The organism is Pseudonocardia sp. Cha107L01, assembly GCF_052566575.1.
Genome location: NZ_CP199579.1, coordinates 7376361 through 7398100, shown reverse-complemented (window position 1 = coordinate 7398100; position 21740 = coordinate 7376361). Strand labels below are relative to the sequence as shown.

The following is a 21740-nucleotide window of genomic DNA, read 5'->3' as shown; positions in this document are numbered from 1 at the left end:
CCGCGATCCAGGCATTGAGGTGATGGCCTTGGCGCTCACGAGCCATGCCGGCGAAGTCGCTGACCAGGTCGTTGACCGTGCGCAAGGCCTCGCATCGGTCGAGTACGTCTCGCAGCTGTGCGTGTTCGTCCGTGGTCAGCTTGTGTCTGCGGTGCATCATCAACGTGGTCACCTGGCGAGATGGACCGTTCCCGATCTTGTAGACAGCCGGTCGTAGACTGCCGCTGATCGCAGCGGAGGTACTCGCGTGGCGACACGCCGACACTTCACCCAGGAGTACAAGGACCAGGCCGTTAGCCTCGTGCTCAATTCCGGCCGCACTATCGCTGAGGTAGCGAAAAGTATCGGCGTCCACGAGATGACGTTGGGTAAATGGGTGAAGTCAGCAAGAGAGTCCGGTCGCACTCCTGACAAGGACTTGTCCGAGTCTGAACGTGCCGAACTGATACGGCTACGTAAAGAGATCGCCATTGTGAAGATGGAGCGGGACTTCGCAAAAAAAGTTGCCACCTGGTTCGCGAAGGAACAGCCGTGAAATACGCGGCGATCGCGGACTGGGCAACCGATGAGCAGTTTTCGGTTACGTTCATGTGCGACCAGCTCGGAGTGATCCGGCAGGGCTACTACCGATGGCTGACCTCAGGGCCGTGCCAGCGCGAACGCACCGACGCCGAGCTCACCGAGACCATCCGCGAGATCCACCAAGACCTGCACGGCCACCCCGGGGTGCGCCGGGTCTGGGCTGAGCTGGTCGTGCGCGGCGTGCGGACCGCTCCCAAGCGGGTCTGGCGCCTGATGCGTGCCGCCGGCCTGCAAGGACGCCACCCCCGAGCCTGGAAGAAGACCACCGTCGCAGGTCTACGCCCTATCGACGCCCCAGACCTGATCGGCCAGGACTTCACTGCCGACGCACCCGACACCCGCTGGTGTGGCGACATTACCTACGTCCAGACAGTCGACGGCTGGGTCTACACCGCGACTGTGATCGACCTGCACTCCCGCAAAGTGGTGGGCTACGCCGTCGCCGATCACCTGCGCACCAGCCTCATCGTCGAGGCCCTCGCCGCGGCACTGGTCACCCGTAAACCCCTGGCCGGGGTCATATTCCACAGCGACCGAGGCTGTCAATATACGTCCCGAGAATTCGCTAACTTCTGCACCGAGAACGGCGTACAGCGCTCAATGGGTCGGCGCGCTACTTGTTTCGACAACGCGGTCGCCGAATCATTCTTCGCAACCTACAAGAAAGAACTCATCCACACCCGGCCATGGAGCGGTGCGACCGAAGTACAACAACAGACATTCCTCTGGATCGAAAGCTACTACAACCGCCGCAGGCGACACTCCACACTCGCCTACTTGACACCCATCGAATACGAGCTAGGGTTCAGAAAACTTACCGAACTGGCAGCCTAAACCAGTGTCAATGAAATCGGGAACAGTCCAAGACGTCAGCGACCGCATGGGAGTCGGGCTGGGGGCGGTCGGGCTTGTGCGCCAGGTGCTCACCAGATCCCGCACCGAGGGTTCGCTGCCTGTGTAGCCGCGACTACGGATCTCGGCGGTGAGCGCAACGGCGTTGGTGCAGTCTTGTTGCCAGCGCATCGCCAGGTAGCGGGTGTGGGGGTCGAGCTGGCTGCCGCGCTTCGGTGTCTGAGTCAGCAGTTCCTCGGCGGAGGTAGCTCGTGCGTAGCGGCGCACGGTGTTGCGTTGCTGCAGCTCCTTGCTGACCGCGTTCAGGCTCATGCCCCGATTAAGCAAAGCGTGGACTTCGCCATGGCGTTGGCGGGTGACCTACGACCGGCGCCCCGAGACCGGCGCCCCGAGACCGGCGCCGGCACCGGGGCCTTGGCGCCGGCCGATGTCGGGCGGGGCGTGGCTGCCGCTGGTTGGGCGCTGGGGTGTTCGGGCTGTCGGTGCAGACATCCGCGGTGGGTCCGAGCGACTCGATCGACGGCGTCGGAGAGGTTGTGTAGCAGGTGCCAGCGATCGGCAACCTGAACGGCGTCCGGTGCTCCGATCCGGTGGCGCGGTACAACGCGACAGCGTCGGCCCGGAACTCAGGCGAGTACTTCGACGTCCCCAACAGGAACTCCCGTTCTATGGATCAATCTTCATGATCCAACGACCAGGGTGTCCACGATCAAGGGGCAGGACCAGACAGGACAACCAAACAACGCGGAGATCAGACACGGACCAAGCGCACACAACACTCACCGGCTAACGATGATCGAGGTAAACCAGGATGGCGGTGATGTGTGCTGTTCACTACGGTGCGCCGGAATCCCGACCGGCCCGCTGGTCATGATCACGGTGGTACCCCGGGGGCTGGGGTCGATCCGCACACTGTCCATGCACGCCGCCATCATCGCCAACCCCCAGCCCCGGCAGCACTGCTCGACGGCGCCGGGCCTCCAGCAGCCATAGTCAGTGACCACGGCCCTGAGGCACCGCCGGTTGTCCTCGGTGACCTCCCTAGCGAGCAACTCGGCCTCGCCGACCCTCGCACCGCCGGGCTGGCGGGTATAGGCGTGAACGACAACATTGGCCAACGCCTCGTACACCGCCAGCACAATGTCATCGCTGCGCGGATGGGGCCAGTTCAGCTCACCGAGCCAATCGGCCAACCCGCGCCGGGTCACGGCGATTGCTGAGGCTGTGGCGGGGACCAGGGTCCATAACCGCCCACTCGGCACACACCCTGTGGGTGGATCAGGTAATCGCAGTTCCCTGCCCATCAACTCTCAGACCCGTCCAGCTATTCGACAGTACCCGTGCGACCCTCGCACTGGCACCGCGCGAGGCACACGGGCGGTGCACCGGCGATTGCCTCAACTCCTTTTCCTACCCACTGGCGGGCGTTCTAAACACTCCGGGATTAAAAATCATGCCCGACTGATCGCCTTGTTGGCCAGACACCGACAATCATCGCCGGTCACCCACGGACAAGCAGGGCCGGCGCGGCGCAGTGACCTGGGGACCAGATCAAGCCGCCTCGGCCCGCTGTGTCGGCGCGTTGAGCACCGCGTCCACGATCCCCGCGATCATTTTTCGGGACCCGAGTCGGTAACCGAACTCCTCCCAGGAGAGCAGCTCGCGCGACAACAGCTCGCCGACTGGCCCGGGGTAGAGCTGCGTGGCGCGCAGCGCGGCGGCCCGAAGGCGCATTCGTTCGTGGTGGTTCATTGCGGGGTGCGCCTTCATGCGACAAGCCCATCCTGGAGAGCGGAAAGGGGAGCGTGCTCGGCGCCGGGTGAGCTGGTGATCAGCGCCGCGTGCACGGCGTTGCCCCAGCGCGGGGTGCGCAGCGGCTCACCGGCGTGCTCAATAAGGTCTTCGACGAGGCGCTGTGCCTCGGCGTCCGAGGCGATGGCCAGGACTACGTACTTCATGACGTCTCCAGTTCCGAGTGGGCTCCCATGCCCGACCGGATAGGGATGGATGGGTGACCGGCTGGGCACGAGCGCCGTTCGACTCCGCACGTCTTACGCACTGCGTAAGACGTGCAGTGCGTAAGACGTGCGCGGTTTGCTGGTGGCCGGCCAGGCCGCCGGGGGGTTGCGGCCGAGCCGGTCACCGACGCATCCGCGCCCGGGGGGGTCGACGCGGTAGCGCGACGCCACGATGACACACCATCGAGTGACGCCACGAGCACCAGAAACGCAGACTCAACATCAACCCGGCCAAAAAGCGTAAATGAGCTAGACCTCAGGGGCACCGCCCCGACTGGCGCCGGCGGCGAGCCACGGACGGGCTCAGTAGCCCGGGAACACCGCACGGAACACGTAAGTCCCGTTCGCGGGGTGCGCGGGCGAAGTAGATCATGACATCACCGTCAGCTCGACGAGCCGGTCCCAGCTACAGCGCGCATGTCGGCATACTCCCGCGCGAGCCGCGACCATGTGTGAGCGACGACCTGGCGCATCGGTTGTGAACCGGCGAACTCGATCGCGTAATCGAGCTGAGCTGACAGTGCGGCGTTCCACTGCTGGTAAAGGGTGCGGTACTGCTCGTCGCTGTCGGCGGCGATACCGCGGGTTGACCGCCCGGTCGACCAGATCAACACAGGGTTCGGCCTGGCCTCGGACGTGGATGCGCTGGAGATAGCCATGATGTCGCCGTCCTCGAGACTGGCGTTGGCGCGGTTGGCGCACGGTCTGTCCATGCCCACCGACGGTCACACACCGTGACTGAGGAGTCTCTCTGTCGTGAGCACAGCCACGGAACAGTTCGGAACGACCGGCAGTGCAGCTGAAAGCGGTAGGTCGGGCGCGCGCGCCGGTTGGCCGAGGTCGAACCCGCCGCGTATCTATCCGACCTTGCCATGGCGGTGTGAGGTTCGGCGTGGGTTCGGTCCGTTGGGCAATGGGAGCATTACAGTGCAGTCTAATGTGGATGGTTGGCAGTGTGCTAACAGTGTGACAACGGCAAGACTGGGATGTCCCACCAGCTTGCGACACGACGCGACACGGCATTGGTAGTCGGACCAGCCTAGATAACACTCCGTGACGATGAACGGCAGTCCTCGGCAGGCCCTCGAGTGGACTCATAATCCGTCAGGTCGTGGGTTCGAGCCCCACCCGCCCCACATAACCGCTGGTCAGGCCGTTGCGCGTGGTCCCGATCAAGATCGGGATCACACTTTACCCACACAAAACTCCACAACCCGCAGAACGACCGTTCGCCGGATCCTCCCTCTACAAGGAGTGGCAGCGCGGCATCCGTGAGATACCGCCGCGGCGCTATGGCGTTCGGGTCGATTCCTGGCGGCTGCCCACCTTCGGGTCAAGCGCAAGCAGTTGGCCGATTCCTACGGCGTCGATGCGATGACGCTGCTGCGCGCGGTGTATGGCCCCGAAGCTCCCGGCTGGATGCGAGAGGTGCCCGCTGCTCCAACGCCGGCCCAAGTCGCTTGTCGACAGCCCGTGCAGGTGCAACAGCGGCAGCCCCTCGGCCACCCTCGGTGACTTGCGTGATCAGGCCGGCACGATCGAGACCGGGGAGAACCGCTTGCGTTCTCCGGTCTCGGCATGGACGCGCTTGTCGCTGACGCGCGGTGTCCGTACCGGCACCGCTCCGGCTGCGGTCATGGCCTCCCGCTGCTCCTGGTAGCCGTTGCGAACTTCCAGCCCGTGGGCGTCGGTGTCGCCGCACACACCGCGGGCTGAGGCCGGTCCACGAACTGTTGGACGGTGGCTGAGGTCGACTGTGTCGGCCGCGTCGTGTTGCCCGCCAGGGTCTCAGTGTGCCGGCTCGAATGTGACCGGGAGGGTGGCTAGCGAGTTCATGAAGGTGGACCGCACTCGGCCGGTCGGGCCGGAACGCTCGATGTTCGGCAGCCTCCGAAGGATTTCCTGGAGCGCGATGGACAGTACCCTGTTCGCCAGATTGGCTCCCTGGCAAAAATGGGGGCCGCCGCCCCCGTACGCATGGTGGGTAAGGTCGCGGGCTTCCCGGGTGACATCGAACTTGTCGGCGCCCGCGACGGCCATCGGGTCACGGCTGGCGGAGGCATACCACAGGATTATTCGGGAGTCGGCTTTGATGTCCACGCCTTGGATGGTGGTGTCCTTCGTGGCGGTACGCGCCAAGCAGTTCAACGGGGTTGACCAGCGCAGAATCTCGTCAATCGCCGCCGAGGCGAGACCGGACCGTGTGCATCGAAGTCTGGTCGGCTCCTTGCGCAGCAACTCGAGTTGGTCCGGATGCTCCATGAGCGCCAGCATTCCACTGGAGATCGCGCTGCGCGTGGGGTTGCTGCCGACGAACAATAAAACGCAGAAGTAGGCGGCGATCTCCTCGTCGGTGAGACGTTCACCGTCGACTTCGGCTTCGGCGATGCCCTTGGCGAGCGAGTCGACACCCCGCACGACTTGGCTGTCCACAAGTTCAAGGAAATGGGCGGACATCTGCGAGAGGGTCTCCGCGACGTCGGCGCTGTTCGTTATCCCCTGCTCAAGGGCCTCGGTCCAGGCAAGCAGTTGGGTCAGGTCCTCATCAGGTGCGCCCAACAGACGGGTGATTACTTTGACAGGAATTGGCGCGGCAACATCCCGGACGAGATCGCACTCGCCGTGCTCGGCGACCTGGTCCAGCGTTCCAGTCACGATTTCCCGAATCAGATCGTCAATCAGGATCAGTGTGCGAGGCAGGAAAGCCTTGGCCACAATATCACGGTACTTCGTGTGGTCAGGCGGATCTTTGAAGATCACAAAATTGCGAAGGAAATCGAGATGGGGAAGCGTCCCGGGGCGTAAGAAAATTCCCCCTCTCGCGCTGGAAAACGTCGCCGGGTCCTTGCTGACATTAATGATGTCCTCGCTCCGGGTCAGCGACCAGAACTCCGCGCCATGCGCTGAGGGATTCCACCGGACGGGGGCCTCGTCCCGCATGCGCGCGAAAAGCGCATGAGGCGGGCCATCGGTGAACAGATCAAGATCGGTGAGATCGACCTTGGCGAGATCGGCGGTGTCGGCGTCTAGGGCGTTCGGGTGAGAAGCCATCGGGCACCTCAGGGGGTGAGCGCGGATCGGGACGAGGGCGCGCTCATCGTGCCAGCACGCACCGCGAACTCCAGACCACCCACGCGAGGGGTACTCGAACAGGGGACACTCGACTGAGTCTTTTGTGACGCGGTGCTCGGATACGGTCCGGCGCGGGTGGAACTGGGCTCGGCAGGATCGGGCGTGGATGTGGAGGGGACGGGCGCTGTTCAGGAAGAACGCGCCGCCTGTAGATCTGGTTGTCCTTCGGCATTCCGGGCACCGCCTGGCGACGACGCTGGGCACGAGCTCTTCCACCACGGCCGTCTTGCCGACATCTAGACTCCCCGATCAGGACAACCGGGCAGGTCTCGGCGACGCCGAGTGATGCCCTCGGTGTGTTCGACGTTGTGCTGATCTGGAACAGACGTTGCGCGAGTTCGCTGGCGCCCGCTGGGTTGCCGTGACTTAGTACTGCAACGGCAGTTGCTTGACTAATGGTAGATCATTGCTGGTGTGGTGGTTGATGTTGCGGCGGTGGAGTTGGATCGGTTGCATGCGCGGGTAGCGGGCCGGTTCGCGCGGGCCGAGCCGAGGGCTCGGATGCGGGAGTATGTGGCCGGGCTCGTTGCCGGTTTGGAGCGTAAAAACGGGTGGACGCTGGCCGAACGCGCTGGTGAGGCGTCTCCGGATGGGATGCAGCGGCTGCTGCGGTGGGCCGACTGGGACATCGATGGGGTCCGTGATGATGTGCGTGAGTACGTGGTCGAGTGCCTCGGGGATCCGGGTGGGGTGTTGATCCTGGATGACACCGGGTTCCTCAAGAAGGGCACGCGGTCGGCCGGGGTCCAGCGGCAGTATTCCGGGACCGCGGGGCGGGTGGAGAACTGTCAGATCGGCACCTTCTTGGCCTATGCCTCGCCTCGAGGGCATGCGTTGATTGACCGCGAGTTGTATGTGCCTGAGTCGTGGACCGCCGATCGGGCACGCTGCCAGGGCGCGGGCATACCCGACGAGGTGGAGTTCGCCACCAAACCCCGCCACGCGATGGCGATGCTGGGGCGTGCCATCGACGCCGGCGTGGCGTTCTCATGGGTCACCGCCGACGAAGCCTATGGCCAGGTCAAGTACCTGCGGGTGTGGCTAGAACAGCATGATGCGCCCTACGTGCTGGCCACCAAGTGCAACGACACCCTGATCACCACCGACGCTGCGCAGCGCCGCGCGGACGAGTTGATCGCCGCCCTGCCGGCGCGGGCGTGGCGGCGACTGTCGGTCGGCGCCGGCGCGCACGGGCCCCGCGACTATGATTGGGCACGGGTCCCGATCCGCATCAGTTGGGCGCCCGGGCGCGGGCACTGGCTGCTGGCCCGCCGCAAGATCACTGAGCCCGGCCAGGCGCCCGGTGAGATCGCCTACTACGTCTGTTTCGGGCCCCGCCGATCAACCTTGGTCGATCTGGCCTGGACCGCCGGGTCACGCTGGCGGATCGAAGAATGCTTCCAACAGGCCAAGAACGAGGCCGGACTTGATCACTACCAAGTGCGCAGCTGGCGAGCGTGGTATGCCCACATCACCTTGTCCATGCTCGCCCTGGCCTGGCTGGTCGCGGTGAAAAGCCAGCTCACAAAGGGGGAACCAACACCAGCGAACAACACATGATCAGCTTCACGCTACCGGAAATCCGCCGCCTGCTCGTCCACCTCGCGCTCCAACACGCACACGCCGTCGACCACATCTGGCACTGGTCCCGCTGGCGTCGACAACGCCAATACCAAGCCCGCGTCAGCCACTACCGAAAACGAGGCTACGCACTCACCTAACTGCCGTTGCAGTACTAGCCGGCCTGCTCACCCATCAACCAAGCGCGACGTTCTCGCGCCGCCACCGCGAGCTCGGCATATCTACGTCAGAACGCGCCTTCGCGACCGCCGGGCGGATCACTCCGGAGGTCACCGTCGGTCGTCAGATCGCCAACGCGGGTGGGTCACGCCCGGGAGCGTCGAAGGTCACCGGCTTGCGAAGAGGATCCGGGATCGGCGGTGGCGAATCCGCCAGCCTTGCTCGGTGAGCGCGAACTCGTCCCAGTTCTCCGCGATGGCGAGCGGGGGAGCCAGCACGGCGGGGGCGCCGTCCACCGCGGCGTTCCGGTACACAGTGGACAGAGAGCGTCCTGCCGCCGAGTTTGCCCCGGTCACCTCGACCAGGATGTTGCTGCAGATGTGCGCGGACACGACATTCCCGGGGCGGGCCGCGAAATACTCCCGCATCTCGTCATGTCCGTGCACGGTGCTCCCGGTTGGACTGCTCCACTTTGCGTCCGTGGTGAATAGCGCGACGAACGCCTCGACGTCGTCGCAGTCAGCCGCCTGGCAGTAGCCGGTGATCAGCCGGGCGCAGTCCTGCTCAGCGGCCCGGATCTCGGCCTTATTCACGACTGGCCCCCGTTTCCTCACTGTCACTGCCGACTAGCCCGTCGAGCGCTGGCAGGCGACGCCCGCCGGAGATCACCACACAGTCCGCCGGGAACTCGTCGGTCAATTCGACGCCGCGGTCCCCCAAGATATCGAGGAAGGAGCCGAGCCGGTCCACTGTCGCGGCCAGCACATCGTGAAGGACGAGCATGGTGTGTTGCTGGTTCTCGATTGCTTCCACGGCGCGGGGCACCCACGATCCAGCCGGGTCTTCCCAGTCCCGGGGAACGCAGTTCCAGGTGACCACGGTGTGCTTGTGCGCCTGGAGGTAATCTACCGCGGCTGGCGAGAATACGTGTGGCCCGAGACAGCCGTCTCCATTCGGCCGGAAGAGGGGAATATCGCCGGCGAATTCGGCGAGGACCTCGTCCGCAAGGCGAATCTCGGCGACCGCGTCCGCATCGGGGCGTCCCCCCAACGGCGCGCCGTGGGTCATCGTGTGGTTCCCAATCCGGTGGCCCGCGTCGACCACACGTCGCGCGATTTCACGACGCGAGGACGTCGCCAGTTCGGCACCTATCATGAAGAACACAGCCCGGGCCGAGTGCGCGGCCAGGACATCGAGGACTCGCGGCGTCAATTCCGGATGCGGGCCGTTGTCGAGGGACAAGGTCAACCGTCGGGCGGGCGTGACAGTCACCAACCTGCCCCCGCCCTGGTGGCCGGGCAGATCCTGTCCACAATGCCGGTACCGCTTTTCATGGTTTCCTCCTACATTGGGTATGTCACACGAGCCGGTGGCGCATCTCCCCGATACCGCTGATCCAGGTCCGCAGCACTTGACCAGGGCGGAGAAACCTGGGGGGTGTGCGGGCCGCGCCGACTCCCGCGGGCGTACCGGTGAATATCAGATCCCCGGGAAACAATGTCACCACAGATGACAGGTGCGCGATCAGCTCCGGAACTCCGAAGATCAGATCCCGAGTGCGTCCTTCTTGGACGGCGTCGTCATCGACGGCACAACCCAGCTCGAGGTCGAAGGGGTGATCGAATTCGTCGAGAGTGACCACCCATGGGCCCACGGGGCTGAACCCCGGATGGGACTTCGCCATTCCGAACTGCGGAAAAGTCCCGGCGACCTGCATGACTCGCTCAGTGATGTCCTGGCCCGCAGTGATCCCGGCGATGTGCTCGGCGGCTTCGGCAACGGGAATCCGGTGGCCGCCGTGGCCCACCACCACAACGAGTTCGACCTCCCAATCAACACTGTCGGAGACCAGGGCGATCTCACCGTAGGGCCCGGTGAGCGATGACGGGAATTTCGTGAACACGGAGGGCGCGCCCGGACGCTCGATGCCAGCCTCAGCGACGTGATCGTCATAGTTGAGCGCGAAAGCGAACACCTGCGGCGGGCGCGGCACCGGCGCCCCGAGCTCATCCGGGTCGAACTGCTCGACGCCGGCGCCAGCCACCGCGTCCGTGTTCGCCCACGCCCTGAATTCTGTCCAGCGCGACCACACCTCCTGTGGATCCGCCGAGAACCGGCCTTCGCTGGCCTTCTCGATGTCGACCGCACCATCGCCGGTGAACAGGGTCGCACGGCCTGCCAAGTTGCCCACACGCATGATTACCTCTTCCTCTCGATCCGGCGGGTGTGTGCCGCGAAGTACTCGACCATCCCCGCGCTCGTGTCCACCGATGATTCGACTTGTCAGAACAATGGGGGGTGCTCGTGGTCGGTGCTGCCCGCCCAGGTGCGCCCTCAGCCGACGATCGAATACCGGGCTACTGCCGCCTCAGCCACCCCGACCGCCGAACCGTCCCACCCCACCGTCGAGGTGATTCGTTCCCCGGTGCGCGGGATCCAGCACCCCCGATGGCATTACGACAATGAGCTCCGCGGCCTCCTGTGCGCCCATCTGCCGACGGTTCACCGGACTGCCAGAGTTCCTGGACCAGCCGCCGAACCCGGTCACCGGCACGACTAAGCAGCAACGAATGGAATTGCAGATTCGGTATCGGTCAAGTACGGCACGGACAGCTGCACGGCCATCGGCTCGACGGTCAGCCGTAACGCGCACAGCTGCTCGAAATCGTCGAGTTCGAGCGGCGCGACACGCATTTGACGATTGTGTTCAGCCTGGACCAGACCTTCGTTCTGCAGCATCCGGAGTGCCTCACGAAGAGTCGGACGACCGACCCCTAGAGACGCCGCCAACTGAACCTGCGAGACCTTCGCGCCTGGCTCCAGCCTGCCATTGAGGATGTCCGCCCGGACCTGCCGGTAGATCCACAGCGCGCTACCACGGACCTCCACGTCACCAGCGGGACGCTCCTCCGCTTGCTCTTCACCCACATCGTCCGACATGCGTCAAATGTAAGCAGCACAGGCCTCGACCGCAAGTCATGCCAGCTCACCATGCTGCAAGACAAGACTTGTGGGAGCAAACTGCTTACAGGTACGGTGCGAGGGCGGGGGCCGAACGCGTACAGCGAGACCTCGCCCGTCCGGGAACGTGGCGATCACCAGGTTGGCTACCCCAGACCAGCAGGAGGCCGGCAATGACGCAGGTACAGGAAGTGCCCGAAGTGCACCCGACGACGCGGCCGCCGATCCGGCTGCATCACAACGCGTTCCTGACCAGGGATCAGGAGAAGACCCGCGTCTTCTATGAAGAGATCATTGGCATGCCACTGGTTGCCACCTGGACCGAAGTCGCGGAAATGGACGACGTCGAGTACATATATTGTCACACGTTCTACGCGCTCGCGGACGGGAGCGCGCTCGCCTTCTTCCAGTTCGCGGACCAGGCGGATCAGGACCGGTTCGGCCCGGATCTGCCGCCATCGCCATTTCGACACATCGCACTGGCAACCGACGCGATGACTCAATCCGGCATCCGCGAGCGAATCGCCGCGGCGGGCATTGTCGAGCCACGGACTTTCGTGATGGATCACGGGTACTGCATCTCGCTCTATATCACTGATCCGAACGGGCTGATCCTGGAGTTCACGGTGGACTCCCCTGACGCCGACGCGATCAACAAGGTCCGCCAGGAATCGGCACGCGCCGACCTGGCACGCTGGCTGGGCGGCGACCACACGCCGAACAACGATTTCCGGCATTGATCTTCCAGGAACCGGCAGTAAAGCTCACAGCATAACTCCGAACCAACGTGAGCCGACGCGACCTCGAAGGCGCAGCCGTACACGAACTGCCCGCCCCACAGGAGCGAGACGGGCGACGGCCTTCATCACATTGGAGCAAGCATGGTCAAGAACGTGGATGGAACAGTGAACCAGTCAGCACAGTTAACGCAGGACGTCGAGGTCATCGTCATCGGTGCCGGGTTTGCGGGCCTGTACGCGATCCACCACTTGCGGAACGAACGGGGGCTCGACGTCCAGGCCTTTGACAGCGCGGGCGGGGTTGGTGGGGTGTGGTACTGGAACCGTTATCCGGGCGCTCGATCGGATGTCGAGGTGCACGCGTACTGCTTCTCTTTCGACAAGGACCTGTACCGGGACTGGAAGTGGTCCGAGCGCTACCCACACCAGCCGGAGCTGTTGGCGTACCTAGAACATGTGGCTGACCGGTTCGACCTGCGCCGCAGTATCCAGTTCGATACCACGGTCCGCAGCGCGCACTTCAACGAGGAGACAAATCGCTGGATCGTCGGGACTTCTGACGGCGAACTGTGGTCGGCACAGTTCCTCATCGAGGGCATCGGTCTACTTTCGTCGGTAAACTATCCGGCGATTCCCGGGCTGGACTCGTTCGCGGGGAAAAAAGTACTTCACCGCGCGCTGGCCCCAGACCGACCCCGACCTGAAGGGCAAGCGCGTCGCTATCGTCGGCACTGGGTGCAGCGGGTCCCAGGTCATCACCGAGATCGCACCGGTCGTGTCGAGCCTGTCGGTGTTCCAACGCACACCGCAGTACGTCGTGCCAGCCCAGCACGGCCCGATCGATCCCGACCTGATTAAGGGGATCGAGAACGATTACGAAGGCTTCTGGGCCAGTGTACGTTCGACGAGTCTGGGCAACGGGTGGGACGAGCCAGAGATCTCGGGGCTGAGCGTGTCAGATGAGGAGCGCGAGGCCAGCTTCGAGGCCGGCTGGCAGCGCGGCGGCGCGATCCGTTTCCAGCTGGGAATCTTCAATGATGTCGTGATCGACCCGGCGGTCAACGCATCGGCCGCAGCTTTCATCAAGAATAAGATCAACGAGGCGGTGGAGGATCCAGCGACTGCCAAGAAGCTGACGCCACGAGATATCTTCGCCCGGCGTCCGATCTGCTGCGACGGTTACTATGAAACGTACAACCGCTCGAACGTCGAGCTAGTGGATCTGTCCGGGGATCCTATTATCGAAATCGTTCCGGAAGGCGTACGCACCGAAACTCGCCTGCACGAGCTGGATGTTCTCATCTTCGCGACCGGGTTCGACGCGGTGACTGGCAACTTCTTCAAGATCGAGCACGTGGGCCGTGGCGGGGTGACGTTGCAGGAGTCGTGGTCACCTAAGCCGGCGTCCTTCCTGGGCCTGACCACGTCCAACTTCCCGAATTGGTTCATGATCGGCGGCCCGCTCACGGGCTTTAGCAACATCCCGCCCACCATCGAGGTCCAGGTCGACTGGATCGGCGATGCCATCCAGCACGTGCGAGATTCAGGCGCCGAGACCATCGAGTCGACTGAGCGGGCGGGGGCCGAGTGGGCCGCGAGGTGCGAGGACGTCGCTCAGCAGACTCTATTTCCCAAGGTGCGTTCGTGGATTACGGGCGGAAATGCCGCGCACGCGGGCGAAGCGCCGCGCACCTTATTGTATTTCGGTGGTCTGAAGAGCTACATCGATCAACTCGATCAGAGCCTGACTGGGGACGCCTTCCATCTCACCGGCGTCTGAGTCGGGAAGGCGCGGCAGGCCTGCCGGACGATACCAACGCTGACAGCCGCATGGCCAGCGAGCTGCTCGCGCTGACGATCTCGGAGTCAACGCACATGGACTCGATCAGAGGCTCTTGAGGCAGTCTCATATAACGGGAACGATCTCGCTGAGCCCCGGCAAGCATTTCGCTGGTGAGTCCTCGGGTTCCTTCGCGCACGTCCACATGCTCCCCGCGCGGTCGCCGCAGTGCTCCCGCGCGTTCCTCTGGACAGGGACCTTGCGAAGGCCACGGTGCCGGCGGAGATCTGCATCATCGAGGCGCTCCCGGTATCTGCCACGGGAAAGATCGACAAAGGCGGGCTACAAGTCTGCGTGTCGCGCTCCACAGCCATGCCCGCGGCGCGTCGTCGTGAGGACAGGCGTGTCGTCGTGAGGACATCTGAGTCGAGCTCTCGCCGGACCACAACAACATTCGTCGCACGACAACAACGCCAAGGGGAGAAGCTCGTGACCGTCTATGTGCTCGGAGGTAGCCAAACCGACTTCTCGACGAAGTGGGCGCGGGCCGCCGAACATCCGCTGCTGGCTCTGCTAGGGGCGGCGTCCCACGGTGCTCTAGAGAATGCCGACGTCCGCCCCAGCGAAGTGCAGACCGCCCATGTAGCAAACTTCATCGCCGAAAGCGCCGTCCACCAGTCCCACCTCGGAGCGATGCTGCCGATGTTAGATCCTGCGTGGTCCGCACTCCCAACCAGCCGGCACGAGGCCGCGTGCGCGTCCGGCAGCGTCGCCGTCCTAGCCGCAGCCGCGGAACTCGAGGCAGGTCGCTACGACGTTGCGCTAGTCGTGGGCGTCGAGCTGATGCGCGATCTCGGTGACGTCGATGCCTCACAGCTGCTGGGTGCGGCAGCCTGGACGGCTGGGGAGCCGTTCGACAAAGCGCTTCCCTGGCCAGATCTCTTCGATCGCATCGGGGCGACGGTGAAGCAGCGTTATGGCCTCGACCGCGGGCACCTGACGCGGATTGCCGAGCTCAACCGTAACAACGCGAAGAACAACCCCCTGGCTCAGTCGCGCTCCTGGGAGCTGACGCCAGAGATGATCGCCGCTGACAACGCCGCGAACCCGGTCGTCATCGGCGATACCCGCCGGATCGAATGCGGCCTGATCACCGACGGAGCCGCCGCCGTGATACTGGCCAGTGATCAGTTTGTGGAGGGCTGGTCCCGGCGCCGGCGCACCTCAGGCGGCCGAGCGAGCGTGCTCCGAGGCTGGGGGCACCACTCGGCGCCACTGTCTCTGTCCGCGAAGTTCGCGCTCAGCGAGGACCAGCCCTACCTCTTCCCCAACGTCCGGGCGACAATCACCGACGCGTACCGGCGAGCAGAGGTCAGCGTGCAGGACCTCGACGTGATTGAGACACACGACTGCTTCGCTATCAACGAGTACGTCGCGCTCGAGCATCTCGGCATAACCGGTCCGGGCGAGGCGTGGAAGGCAGTTGAGGACGGACGGATCGAGATGGATGGGGCGATCCCGGTGAACCCGTCGGGGGGTCTGCTGGGCGCGGGCCACCCGGTCGGGGCCACAGGGGTGCGGATGCTTCTCGACGTCCACAAGCAGGTGACGGGTTCCGCCGGCGGATATCAGGTCGACGGAGCACAGCTGGCGGCCACTCTCAACATCGGCGGGAGCTGCAGCACCGCGGTCAGCCTCGTCGTCGGTCGTGCGGAGTACTGAACCACTGGCCCCTCAGTCGAGGTGGTCCATTCATCGTGCCGGAGAGGAAGACAGCCACCATGGCGCTCTGGTCCCTGTCCACGGTCTCGAACGCGCCCGTGGTCGTCGCGTCCTACTCGAACCCCCCGATGAACTACTTCACCCTCGAGGCAGTCGGCGAGCTGGACGAGCTGATCAAGGCCTGGCACGCTGACCCGTCACTTCGCGCGGTCGTGCTGCGCGGCGACGGCCGGTCGACCGGGTTCATCACCCATTTCAGCGTGGAGACACTGGCCGAGCGCGCGTCGACGCCGGAGTCGACGCGAAGCGGTGCGGCGCCAAGCCGGGGTTTCCACGCGCTGCTCGACCGGCTGACTGAGCTGCCGCAGGCCGTGGTCGTAGCGATGAACGGCGACACGATGGGCGGCGGTTTCGAGCTGTCACTGGCCTGCGACATCCGGGTCGGCCAGTCCGGCGACCACCGCTATGGGCTGCCCGAGGCCCGGCTCGGCATCATGCCCGGCGGCGGCGGCACCCAGCGGCTGCCCCGGCTGATCGGGCCCGCGCGGGCGCTGGAGTTCGTGCTGCGCGCCCGGATGGTCACTCCCGACGAAGCGCTGAGCCTCGGACTGGTTCACGAGGTCGCCGACGACTCGGTCGCCCGCGCCGTGCGGATCGCCACCGAAATCGCCGCCCTGCCGGGGACCTCGGTCGCCAGTATCAAGGCCGCGATGTACCGGGGCCTGGACACGAACCTGACCTCCGGGCTGGCTATCGAGAGCGGGTACTTCCTGGAGACGATGCAGTCCGACGCCGCCCGCGAGCGCATGGGCGCCTACCTGGAGCAACCGGAGCACCTGCGCCGGGGCTGGTTGGAGCGGGCCACCGAGACCCACCACTGACCGGCTCACCGGCTCGGAACGTCCTACCCGGGGCGAACACCCCGATCGACCGAGCTCGTGGACGAGACCGACAACTTCGAGCGGATGTCCGTGCTCAGCGATCGCGGTGTCCTCGCTCATCCACCGCACCCCTTCGACCTGTGCGGCCCTTGGACGATATGCCGGTCAGGCGGGTCGTTGCCGTCTGAGGGCTCGGACCTCACGCAGGTTGTCGTGGGTGCCGGTCGGGCTGGGCCTGTGGCCGGTGTTGCCTACATTTGCGGAGGTCCCGGTGTTCACAGCGCGTACGAGAGTTGGCCTGGACGTCCCCTGCCCGGACGGCGGTTGCCGCGGGGATCGAGACCGTCAGCGGGCAGCGGCTCGTGGCCGGTTGTGTCCGGATCATGGTGTGCATTCCCTTGCATTTCACTTGAAATCTAGTAGCGGATCGCATCCCATGGGCACAAGCGAGCCGCGCGCACGGCGGGATAGCCGCCAGCGAGAAATCCCACGGCGAGACTGATGCCAAAGGCGAGCAGGACAGCGTCTATCGATATGTCGGACTTGCCCAAGAGTGGAGCGATCTTTGGCAGGATCTGGCGGCTGGCCAATATAGCACCAATGCCACATGCGACTCCGAATAGCCCTCCGAGGCCCGCGATTATTACCGATTCGGTTAGGAATTGGCGCAGGATGGTCCCCCTCCGCGCGCCGAGAGCGCGACGTACCCCGATCTCGTTTGTTCGCTCGGTAACCGTGACGAGCATGATATTGGCGAGCCCAAGCGCGCCGATGAAGAGTGCGATCCCGGTTACGCCGCTAGCGAACCATCGCAGCATGTTGAAGATATCAGCCATGTCCGCCGATCTCTCGTCCCCCGCGTAGGTGATACCAAAGTCGCGTTGACCAGGTTCTTTAATGTAGTGCTGGCGATCCATCACGTTCTTTATATCCTTTACCGCCGCAGATACCTGGAGCATGTCGGCCGCGATTACGCCGATACCCTGTACGGTGTGCATACCGCCGAATAAACGCTCCCGAGCTGTGGTCGCTGGCATCAGGGCCGTATTATTTCCGGGGTCATCAGGACCGAGTACCCCAATGACCTCGAAATTCTGGCGGCCCATGATAACTTTTGATCCGATCGCCGCATTGATGTTTCCGTCGAACAGCTCGTTCACAAGTGTCATTCCTATTAAAACGACTCGCGCACCGCCACGATACTGACCGTCAGTGAATGTTACACCTGCCACCACCGCGATGCTCTCCATCCGTAGATAGCTTGCCGTTGAGCCCACCACTGCAGCGCCATATTGTTCGGAGCCGCGGCGCATCATAGTTTGACCGCCCACGATCGGCATTACTTCAGCAACGGCCGACGGATTAGTTTCTCGGCGCAATGCGGCGATATCGGAATCATGGAGACTTCTAGGGGCGTTACCCCCTGTGACATTAGGGGCCGTCGGCGATATCCCGATACCTTGTACAACTGAGTTGAAGGCCAATCGGTAGGTGCCTTCCAGGCCGTTACCTAGTCCGACCATCACTATCACCAGTGACACGCTGATCACTATTCCGAGCATGGTCAGAGCAGTGCGGAGTCGACCTACGCGCATACAGTGAATGGCAACAAGGAATTCTTCCCTAAATTGCATCGCTGTGCTCCTTTGCACACGTTGGGGACCTTGTGCCGGCTAGAGAGCAGCGCGGCGTCAAGCTGTCGGTCTCGTGGTCGTTCCATGCCGCGGCGGCCGATCGGCGTACTGCCAGGAGCATCGCCGTCGCGCTGAGCACTCCGAGAATCAGAGCCAGTAGAGCCCAGCCAAGCTTGTAGAGTGGCCAGTCCAGAGCCACGTCGACCGCCCGCTCGCCAGGTCCCAGGGCAGCGAGGTCCGACGGCTACCCCGATCATATGTGTGCACATGGTGTCGGAGTGGCCATCCGGCCTGGGTCTGACTTACGTGTTAGCCGTGCTGAAGTCGCAGGTCGTGATCTCGACGGAGTTGCGGCAACGTCGCACGCACGCGGTGATTGCCGAGTTGAGCGAGAAGCGAGTGGACGCGGCCTGAGCTGTGGGAACGGGGCGCAAGGCTGGCGGTTGCACAACTGGCTCGTTGTCAATGTCCGACCGTGGCAGGTACCGGGACGGGGACACTGGCTGGGCGCGGCCCTAGATCACCGACAGCGAGGACAATTGCCTATGAAATCTGCTCTGGGTCAGCCGAGACCGCTCGGCCGATTTGATGCGCGTGGCTGACAGTCGGTGCGCGAACGAGGAATTGGTCCTGACCGCTAAAGACGAACCCTGACTCAATGAACATCAAGTCATATCAGTCATGGTACCGGCATAACATCCTCCCCATAGTCACTGTGGCCGTCCTCGATATCATCTGGGACGCTGCAGTAATGGGTGTCACTGACAACGAGTCCAGGCGGAACTTCTCGCATTCACCCTGGTCATGAGCTGTCATCACAGTACTAAGGCCAGGCCTCGCGGACTGCAGTCGATCGACCGACCGCCGCGTCCATCATTTATGTCAAATGGCGCGCCGACCGAGTGGAACTCTCGAATTTGATTGAAATCGGTCTCGCTCCTGTGGGGCGGGCAGTTCGTGTACGGCTGCGCCTTCGAGGTCGCGTCGGCTCACGTTGGTTCGGAGTTATGCTGTGAGCTTTACTGCCGGTTCCTGGAAGATCAATGCCGGAAATCGTTGTTCGGCGTGTGGTCGCCGCCCAGCCAGCGTGCCAGGTCGGCGCGTGCCGATTCCTGGCGGACCTTGTTGATCGCGTCGGCGTCAGGGGAGTCCACCGTGAACTCCAGGATCAGCCCGTTCGGATCAGTGATATAGAGCGAGATGCAGTACCCGTGATCCATCACGAAAGTCCGTGGCTCGACAATGCCCGCCGCGGCGATTCGCTCGCGGATGCCGGATTGAGTCATCGCGTCGGTTGCCAGTGCGATGTGTCGAAATGGCGATGGCGGCAGATCCGGGCCGAACCGGTCCTGATCCGCCTGGTCCGCGAACTGGAAGAAGGCGAGCGCGCTCCCGTCCGCGAGCGCGTAGAACGTGTGACAATATATGTACTCGACGTCGTCCATTTCCGCGACTTCGGTCCAGGTGGCAACCAGTGGCATGCCAATGATCTCTTCATAGAAGACGCGGGTCTTCTCCTGATCCCTGGTCAGGAACGCGTTGTGATGCAGCCGGATCGGCGGCCGCGTCGTCGGGTGCACTTCGGGCACTTCCTGTACCTGCGTCATTGCCGGCCTCCTGCTGGTCTGGGGTAGCCAACCTGGTGATCGCCACGTTCCCGGACGGGCGAGGTCTCGCTGTACGCGTTCGGCCCCCGCCCTCGCACCGTACCTGTAAGCAGTTTGCTCCCACAAGTCTTGTCTTGCAGCATGGTGAGCTGGCATGACTTGCGGTCGAGGCCTGTGCTGCTTACATTTGACGCATGTCGGACGATGTGGGTGAAGAGCAAGCGGAGGAGCGTCCCGCTGGTGACGTGGAGGTCCGTGGTAGCGCGATGTGGATCTACCGGCAGGTCCGGGCGGACATCCTCAATGGCAGGCTGGAGCCAGGCGCGAAGGTCTCGCAGGTTCAGTTGGCGGCGTCTCTAGGGGTCGGTCGTCCGACTCTTCGTGAGGCACTCCGGATGCTGCAGAACGAAGGTCTGGTCCAGGCTGAACACAATCGTCAAATGCGTGTCGCGCCGCTCGAACTCGACGATTTCGAGCAGCTGTGCGCGTTACGGCTGGCCGTCGAGCCGATGGCCGTGCAGCTGTCCGTGCCGTACTTGACCGATACCGACTTGGCGGAGATCGCTAACGCCGAGGCCGCGACGGCCCGGCTCCAGGATATCCCTGACTTTGAAGCGGCCCGGACCGCACATCTGCAATTCCATTCGTTGCTGCTTAGTCGTGCCGGTGACCGGGTTCGGCGACTGGCTGAGGAACTCTGGCAGTCCGGTGAGCGCTATCGGCAGCTGATGATCGGGAGCAGCGCCAATCTGCAGGCAGTCGCCCAACTCGCAGCCATCGAACATCATGCGATCCTGCGGGCCGCGCTCGATCGGGACGGGGCTAAATGCGCCGAACTCGTGGCTACGCACATCACCAAGAATTGCCTCATCATGACCTCGATCGTGGACGGGTCGCATTATCCATGGGTCCTGCATGCTGCTGCCGATCGCGCATGGCGCACGCCCGCGCGCGGCGACGCGCCGCCGAACAAGCCGCGCGGACAGGCGCTGTGACGACCCCGGCCCCAACATGGGCCGAGACCGCCTGACCGCCCGGAGGCCCGGTCATGTCATCGCACCGGCTCACCGAGGCGACCATCGCGGTGGTCCCGGGCGTCACCTAGACCGCCCCCCGCTACCTCGCCGAGCTGAAGGCCGGCCAGCACACGTGACAACCGGAGGAAGGAACGACCAACATGGCCCGAATTCCCTATCCCGACGTGGGGTCGTTGTCGGGTAAGGTCCGCGCGGTCCTGGACCAGATGCCACGAAAAGTGGGGGTGACCTGCATGATCGCCTACTCGCCGGCGCTTGCTGTGTCATTCATGCAGACTGTAAAGGACCAGTTCACCGCGCTTGAGCTGCCGGATCGGGATCGGGAGATCGTCATCCTGACGGTCTCGACGCTGGCTGAGTGCGAGTACGAATGGATTCAGCACGTCGAGTTGTCGGAATCCGTGGGCATCAGCCCATCCGCGCGCCAGTCTATCCGGTCGAAGGATTTCGAGGCGGATACGCTCACCGCACGGGACCGCCTGATTATCACATTCGTCCGGGAGATCGTGGACAAACCTCGAGTTCATGACGACGTCTTCGCCGAAGTCCGCCAGGTATTCAGCCGCCGCGAGATAGTCGAGCTGATCCGGGTTGCCGGGTTCTACTGGTCGCTCGCCCGGTTCCTCACGGTGCTGGACGTCGACATCGACGAAACCGACGGCCTGGAATCCATCACCGCGGCATCCCGGCTGGACATCCAGTAGCTGCCTGAATCGGTCAGTAAAAACACATGCCGATTAACGAGCGTGGAGTGCTCGCCGGCCATTGATCTGCTGCCGGTATGCAGCTCAGTCATCCCTTCGGCGATCGCCTTGGCAGCGCGTCGGGGGTGCGCGCAGCACCTCGGCCGTTTCTGCCATTGCGTCCGAGTCCTCCGGCGAGATCACCGCGAGCGCCTAGCCGCGGACACGCGGCCCTCTCAATGCTCCCGGTGAGTCGCCCGGTGGACGGTCCGTGCGCGGGTCGTCCAGAATCACGCTGCAATATCGGCGGCGTGGGCCCTGGCGGCGCACCGTCACCAAGGCGGAGCAGTAGATGTTCTGCTACCTCGGCT

22 protein-coding genes and 2 pseudogenes are annotated in these 21740 nt (G+C 63.9%); 10 read left to right on the top strand and 14 right to left on the bottom strand.

Annotation, left to right across the window (positions count from 1 at the left end):
- Nucleotides 1–16: 16 nt before the first annotated feature.
- Nucleotides 17–157 (bottom strand): annotated as a pseudogene (locus ACTXG6_RS34820) (hypothetical protein); the annotation flags it as partial.
- Between the two features lie 90 nt (nucleotides 158–247).
- Here ACTXG6_RS34820 and ACTXG6_RS34815 point away from each other — a divergent pair.
- Together ACTXG6_RS34815 and ACTXG6_RS34810 are read left to right on the top strand one after the other, a co-directional pair.
- Nucleotides 248–535 (top strand): transposase, encoded by a 288-nt coding sequence (locus tag ACTXG6_RS34815; RefSeq protein WP_445183284.1) that lies wholly within the window; start codon nucleotides 248–250, stop codon nucleotides 533–535.
- Nucleotides 532–1416: an IS3 family transposase gene (locus tag ACTXG6_RS34810; protein ID WP_445183283.1), complete on the top strand. Its 885-nt coding sequence runs from the start codon at nucleotides 532–534 to the stop codon at nucleotides 1414–1416. The genes ACTXG6_RS34815 and ACTXG6_RS34810 overlap by 4 nt, the downstream gene beginning before the upstream one ends.
- Here ACTXG6_RS34810 and ACTXG6_RS34805 read toward each other — a convergent pair.
- The 7 genes and pseudogenes from ACTXG6_RS34805 to ACTXG6_RS34775 all read right to left on the bottom strand — a co-directional run bounded on the left by ACTXG6_RS34805 (nucleotide 1381) and on the right by ACTXG6_RS34775 (nucleotide 6503).
- The gene (locus ACTXG6_RS34805; RefSeq protein WP_445183591.1) at nucleotides 1381–1746 is read right to left on the bottom strand and encodes a hypothetical protein; all 366 of its coding nucleotides are present in this window, start codon (nucleotides 1744–1746) and stop codon (nucleotides 1381–1383) included. The two genes, ACTXG6_RS34810 and ACTXG6_RS34805, sit on opposite strands and share 36 nt — an antisense overlap.
- Before the next feature lie 467 nt (nucleotides 1747–2213).
- On the bottom strand, nucleotides 2214–2738 hold the full coding sequence (locus ACTXG6_RS34800) for an ATP-binding protein (RefSeq protein WP_445183590.1): 525 nt from the start codon (nucleotides 2736–2738) through the stop codon (nucleotides 2214–2216).
- A gap of 247 nt (nucleotides 2739–2985) precedes the next feature.
- A complete protein-coding gene (locus tag ACTXG6_RS34795; RefSeq protein ID WP_445183589.1) occupies nucleotides 2986–3204 on the bottom strand; it encodes a hypothetical protein in 219 nt (72 codons plus the stop codon).
- Nucleotides 3201–3392, bottom strand: a complete 192-nt coding sequence (locus tag ACTXG6_RS34790; RefSeq protein WP_445183588.1) for a hypothetical protein — start codon at nucleotides 3390–3392, stop codon at nucleotides 3201–3203. Before ACTXG6_RS34790 ends, ACTXG6_RS34795 begins: the two co-directional genes overlap by 4 nt.
- Before the next feature lie 443 nt (nucleotides 3393–3835).
- Nucleotides 3836–4171, bottom strand: a complete 336-nt coding sequence (locus ACTXG6_RS34785; RefSeq protein WP_445183587.1) for a hypothetical protein — start codon at nucleotides 4169–4171, stop codon at nucleotides 3836–3838.
- A gap of 716 nt (nucleotides 4172–4887) precedes the next feature.
- A pseudogene (locus tag ACTXG6_RS34780) lies at nucleotides 4888–5129 on the bottom strand (IS256 family transposase); the annotation flags it as partial.
- Between the two features lie 111 nt (nucleotides 5130–5240).
- Nucleotides 5241–6503 (bottom strand): cytochrome P450, encoded by a 1263-nt coding sequence (locus ACTXG6_RS34775; RefSeq protein WP_445183586.1) that lies wholly within the window; start codon nucleotides 6501–6503, stop codon nucleotides 5241–5243.
- A 495-nt stretch (nucleotides 6504–6998) separates the two neighbouring features.
- On the opposite strand from ACTXG6_RS34775, the gene ACTXG6_RS34770 reads away from it, so the two are divergent.
- A complete protein-coding gene (locus ACTXG6_RS34770) occupies nucleotides 6999–8144 on the top strand; it encodes an IS701 family transposase (protein ID WP_445183585.1) in 1146 nt (381 codons plus the stop codon).
- Between the two features lie 347 nt (nucleotides 8145–8491).
- Here ACTXG6_RS34770 and ACTXG6_RS34765 read toward each other — a convergent pair whose 3' ends face one another.
- From ACTXG6_RS34765 to ACTXG6_RS34750, 4 genes are all read right to left on the bottom strand, one after another.
- On the bottom strand, nucleotides 8492–8917 hold the full coding sequence (locus tag ACTXG6_RS34765) for a nuclear transport factor 2 family protein (protein WP_445183584.1): 426 nt from the start codon (nucleotides 8915–8917) through the stop codon (nucleotides 8492–8494).
- Nucleotides 8910–9596 carry a polysaccharide deacetylase family protein gene (locus ACTXG6_RS34760; RefSeq protein ID WP_445183583.1) on the bottom strand — a complete coding sequence of 229 codons (687 nt, stop codon included), beginning with the start codon at nucleotides 9594–9596 and terminating at the stop codon, nucleotides 8910–8912. The genes ACTXG6_RS34765 and ACTXG6_RS34760 overlap by 8 nt, the downstream gene beginning before the upstream one ends.
- Nucleotides 9597–9681: 85 nt before the next feature.
- A complete protein-coding gene (locus ACTXG6_RS34755; RefSeq protein WP_445183582.1) occupies nucleotides 9682–10521 on the bottom strand; it encodes a fumarylacetoacetate hydrolase family protein in 840 nt (279 codons plus the stop codon).
- Nucleotides 10522–10880: 359 nt separating this feature from the next.
- Nucleotides 10881–11264 carry a GntR family transcriptional regulator gene (locus tag ACTXG6_RS34750; RefSeq protein WP_445183581.1) on the bottom strand — a complete coding sequence of 128 codons (384 nt, stop codon included), beginning with the start codon at nucleotides 11262–11264 and terminating at the stop codon, nucleotides 10881–10883.
- Between the two features lie 194 nt (nucleotides 11265–11458).
- Here ACTXG6_RS34750 and ACTXG6_RS34745 point away from each other — a divergent pair, with 194 nt between their 5' ends.
- The 5 genes from ACTXG6_RS34745 (at nucleotide 11459) to ACTXG6_RS34725 (ending at nucleotide 16408) form a co-directional block, all read left to right on the top strand.
- Nucleotides 11459–12025, top strand: a complete 567-nt coding sequence (locus ACTXG6_RS34745; RefSeq protein ID WP_445183575.1) for a VOC family protein — start codon at nucleotides 11459–11461, stop codon at nucleotides 12023–12025.
- Nucleotides 12026–12166: 141 nt separating this feature from the next.
- On the top strand, nucleotides 12167–12883 hold the full coding sequence (locus ACTXG6_RS34740; protein ID WP_445183580.1) for a flavin-containing monooxygenase: 717 nt from the start codon (nucleotides 12167–12169) through the stop codon (nucleotides 12881–12883).
- Nucleotides 12801–13805: a hypothetical protein gene (locus tag ACTXG6_RS34735; RefSeq protein ID WP_445183579.1), complete on the top strand. Its 1005-nt coding sequence runs from the start codon at nucleotides 12801–12803 to the stop codon at nucleotides 13803–13805. Before ACTXG6_RS34740 ends, ACTXG6_RS34735 begins: the two co-directional genes overlap by 83 nt.
- A gap of 489 nt (nucleotides 13806–14294) precedes the next feature.
- Nucleotides 14295–15527, top strand: coding sequence for an acetyl-CoA acetyltransferase (locus ACTXG6_RS34730; protein ID WP_445183578.1), 1233 nt, complete (start codon nucleotides 14295–14297; stop codon nucleotides 15525–15527).
- 59 nt (nucleotides 15528–15586) lie between these two features.
- Nucleotides 15587–16408 (top strand): enoyl-CoA hydratase/isomerase family protein, encoded by an 822-nt coding sequence (locus ACTXG6_RS34725; RefSeq protein WP_445183577.1) that lies wholly within the window; start codon nucleotides 15587–15589, stop codon nucleotides 16406–16408.
- Between the two features lie 416 nt (nucleotides 16409–16824).
- On the opposite strand, the gene ACTXG6_RS34720 is transcribed toward ACTXG6_RS34725, so the two are convergent.
- Together ACTXG6_RS34720 and ACTXG6_RS34715 are read right to left on the bottom strand one after the other, a co-directional pair.
- A complete protein-coding gene (locus ACTXG6_RS34720; protein ID WP_445183576.1) occupies nucleotides 16825–18042 on the bottom strand; it encodes an ABC transporter permease in 1218 nt (405 codons plus the stop codon).
- 1040 nt (nucleotides 18043–19082) lie between these two features.
- Nucleotides 19083–19649, bottom strand: coding sequence for a VOC family protein (locus ACTXG6_RS34715; RefSeq protein ID WP_445183575.1), 567 nt, complete (start codon nucleotides 19647–19649; stop codon nucleotides 19083–19085).
- A gap of 194 nt (nucleotides 19650–19843) precedes the next feature.
- Here ACTXG6_RS34715 and ACTXG6_RS34710 point away from each other — a divergent pair, with 194 nt between their 5' ends.
- Both ACTXG6_RS34710 and ACTXG6_RS34705 read left to right on the top strand, forming a co-directional pair.
- Nucleotides 19844–20644 (top strand): GntR family transcriptional regulator, encoded by an 801-nt coding sequence (locus ACTXG6_RS34710; RefSeq protein ID WP_445183574.1) that lies wholly within the window; start codon nucleotides 19844–19846, stop codon nucleotides 20642–20644.
- Nucleotides 20645–20919: 275 nt separating this feature from the next.
- On the top strand, nucleotides 20920–21390 hold the full coding sequence (locus tag ACTXG6_RS34705; RefSeq protein ID WP_445183573.1) for a carboxymuconolactone decarboxylase family protein: 471 nt from the start codon (nucleotides 20920–20922) through the stop codon (nucleotides 21388–21390).
- Nucleotides 21391–21740 lie beyond the last annotated feature (350 nt).

Coding starts and splice junctions, on each gene's coding strand:
- ACTXG6_RS34805 (WP_445183591.1), bottom strand. CDS start 1,746: ATGAGCCTGAACGCGGTCAGCAAGGAGCTGCAGCAACGCAACACCGTG.
- ACTXG6_RS34800 (WP_445183590.1), bottom strand. CDS start 2,738: ATGGGCAGGGAACTGCGATTACCTGATCCACCCACAGGGTGTGTGCCG.
- ACTXG6_RS34795 (WP_445183589.1), bottom strand. CDS start 3,204: ATGAAGGCGCACCCCGCAATGAACCACCACGAACGAATGCGCCTTCGG.
- ACTXG6_RS34790 (WP_445183588.1), bottom strand. CDS start 3,392: ATGAAGTACGTAGTCCTGGCCATCGCCTCGGACGCCGAGGCACAGCGC.
- ACTXG6_RS34775 (WP_445183586.1), bottom strand. CDS start 6,503: ATGGCTTCTCACCCGAACGCCCTAGACGCCGACACCGCCGATCTCGCC.
- ACTXG6_RS34755 (WP_445183582.1), bottom strand. CDS start 10,521: ATGCGTGTGGGCAACTTGGCAGGCCGTGCGACCCTGTTCACCGGCGAT.
- ACTXG6_RS34750 (WP_445183581.1), bottom strand. CDS start 11,264: ATGTCGGACGATGTGGGTGAAGAGCAAGCGGAGGAGCGTCCCGCTGGT.
- ACTXG6_RS34745 (WP_445183575.1), top strand. CDS start 11,459: ATGACGCAGGTACAGGAAGTGCCCGAAGTGCACCCGACGACGCGGCCG.
- ACTXG6_RS34740 (WP_445183580.1), top strand. CDS start 12,167: ATGGTCAAGAACGTGGATGGAACAGTGAACCAGTCAGCACAGTTAACG.
- ACTXG6_RS34725 (WP_445183577.1), top strand. CDS start 15,587: ATGGCGCTCTGGTCCCTGTCCACGGTCTCGAACGCGCCCGTGGTCGTC.
- ACTXG6_RS34720 (WP_445183576.1), bottom strand. CDS start 18,042: ATGCAATTTAGGGAAGAATTCCTTGTTGCCATTCACTGTATGCGCGTA.
- ACTXG6_RS34715 (WP_445183575.1), bottom strand. CDS start 19,649: ATGACGCAGGTACAGGAAGTGCCCGAAGTGCACCCGACGACGCGGCCG.
- ACTXG6_RS34710 (WP_445183574.1), top strand. CDS start 19,844: ATGTCGGACGATGTGGGTGAAGAGCAAGCGGAGGAGCGTCCCGCTGGT.
- ACTXG6_RS34705 (WP_445183573.1), top strand. CDS start 20,920: ATGATCGCCTACTCGCCGGCGCTTGCTGTGTCATTCATGCAGACTGTA.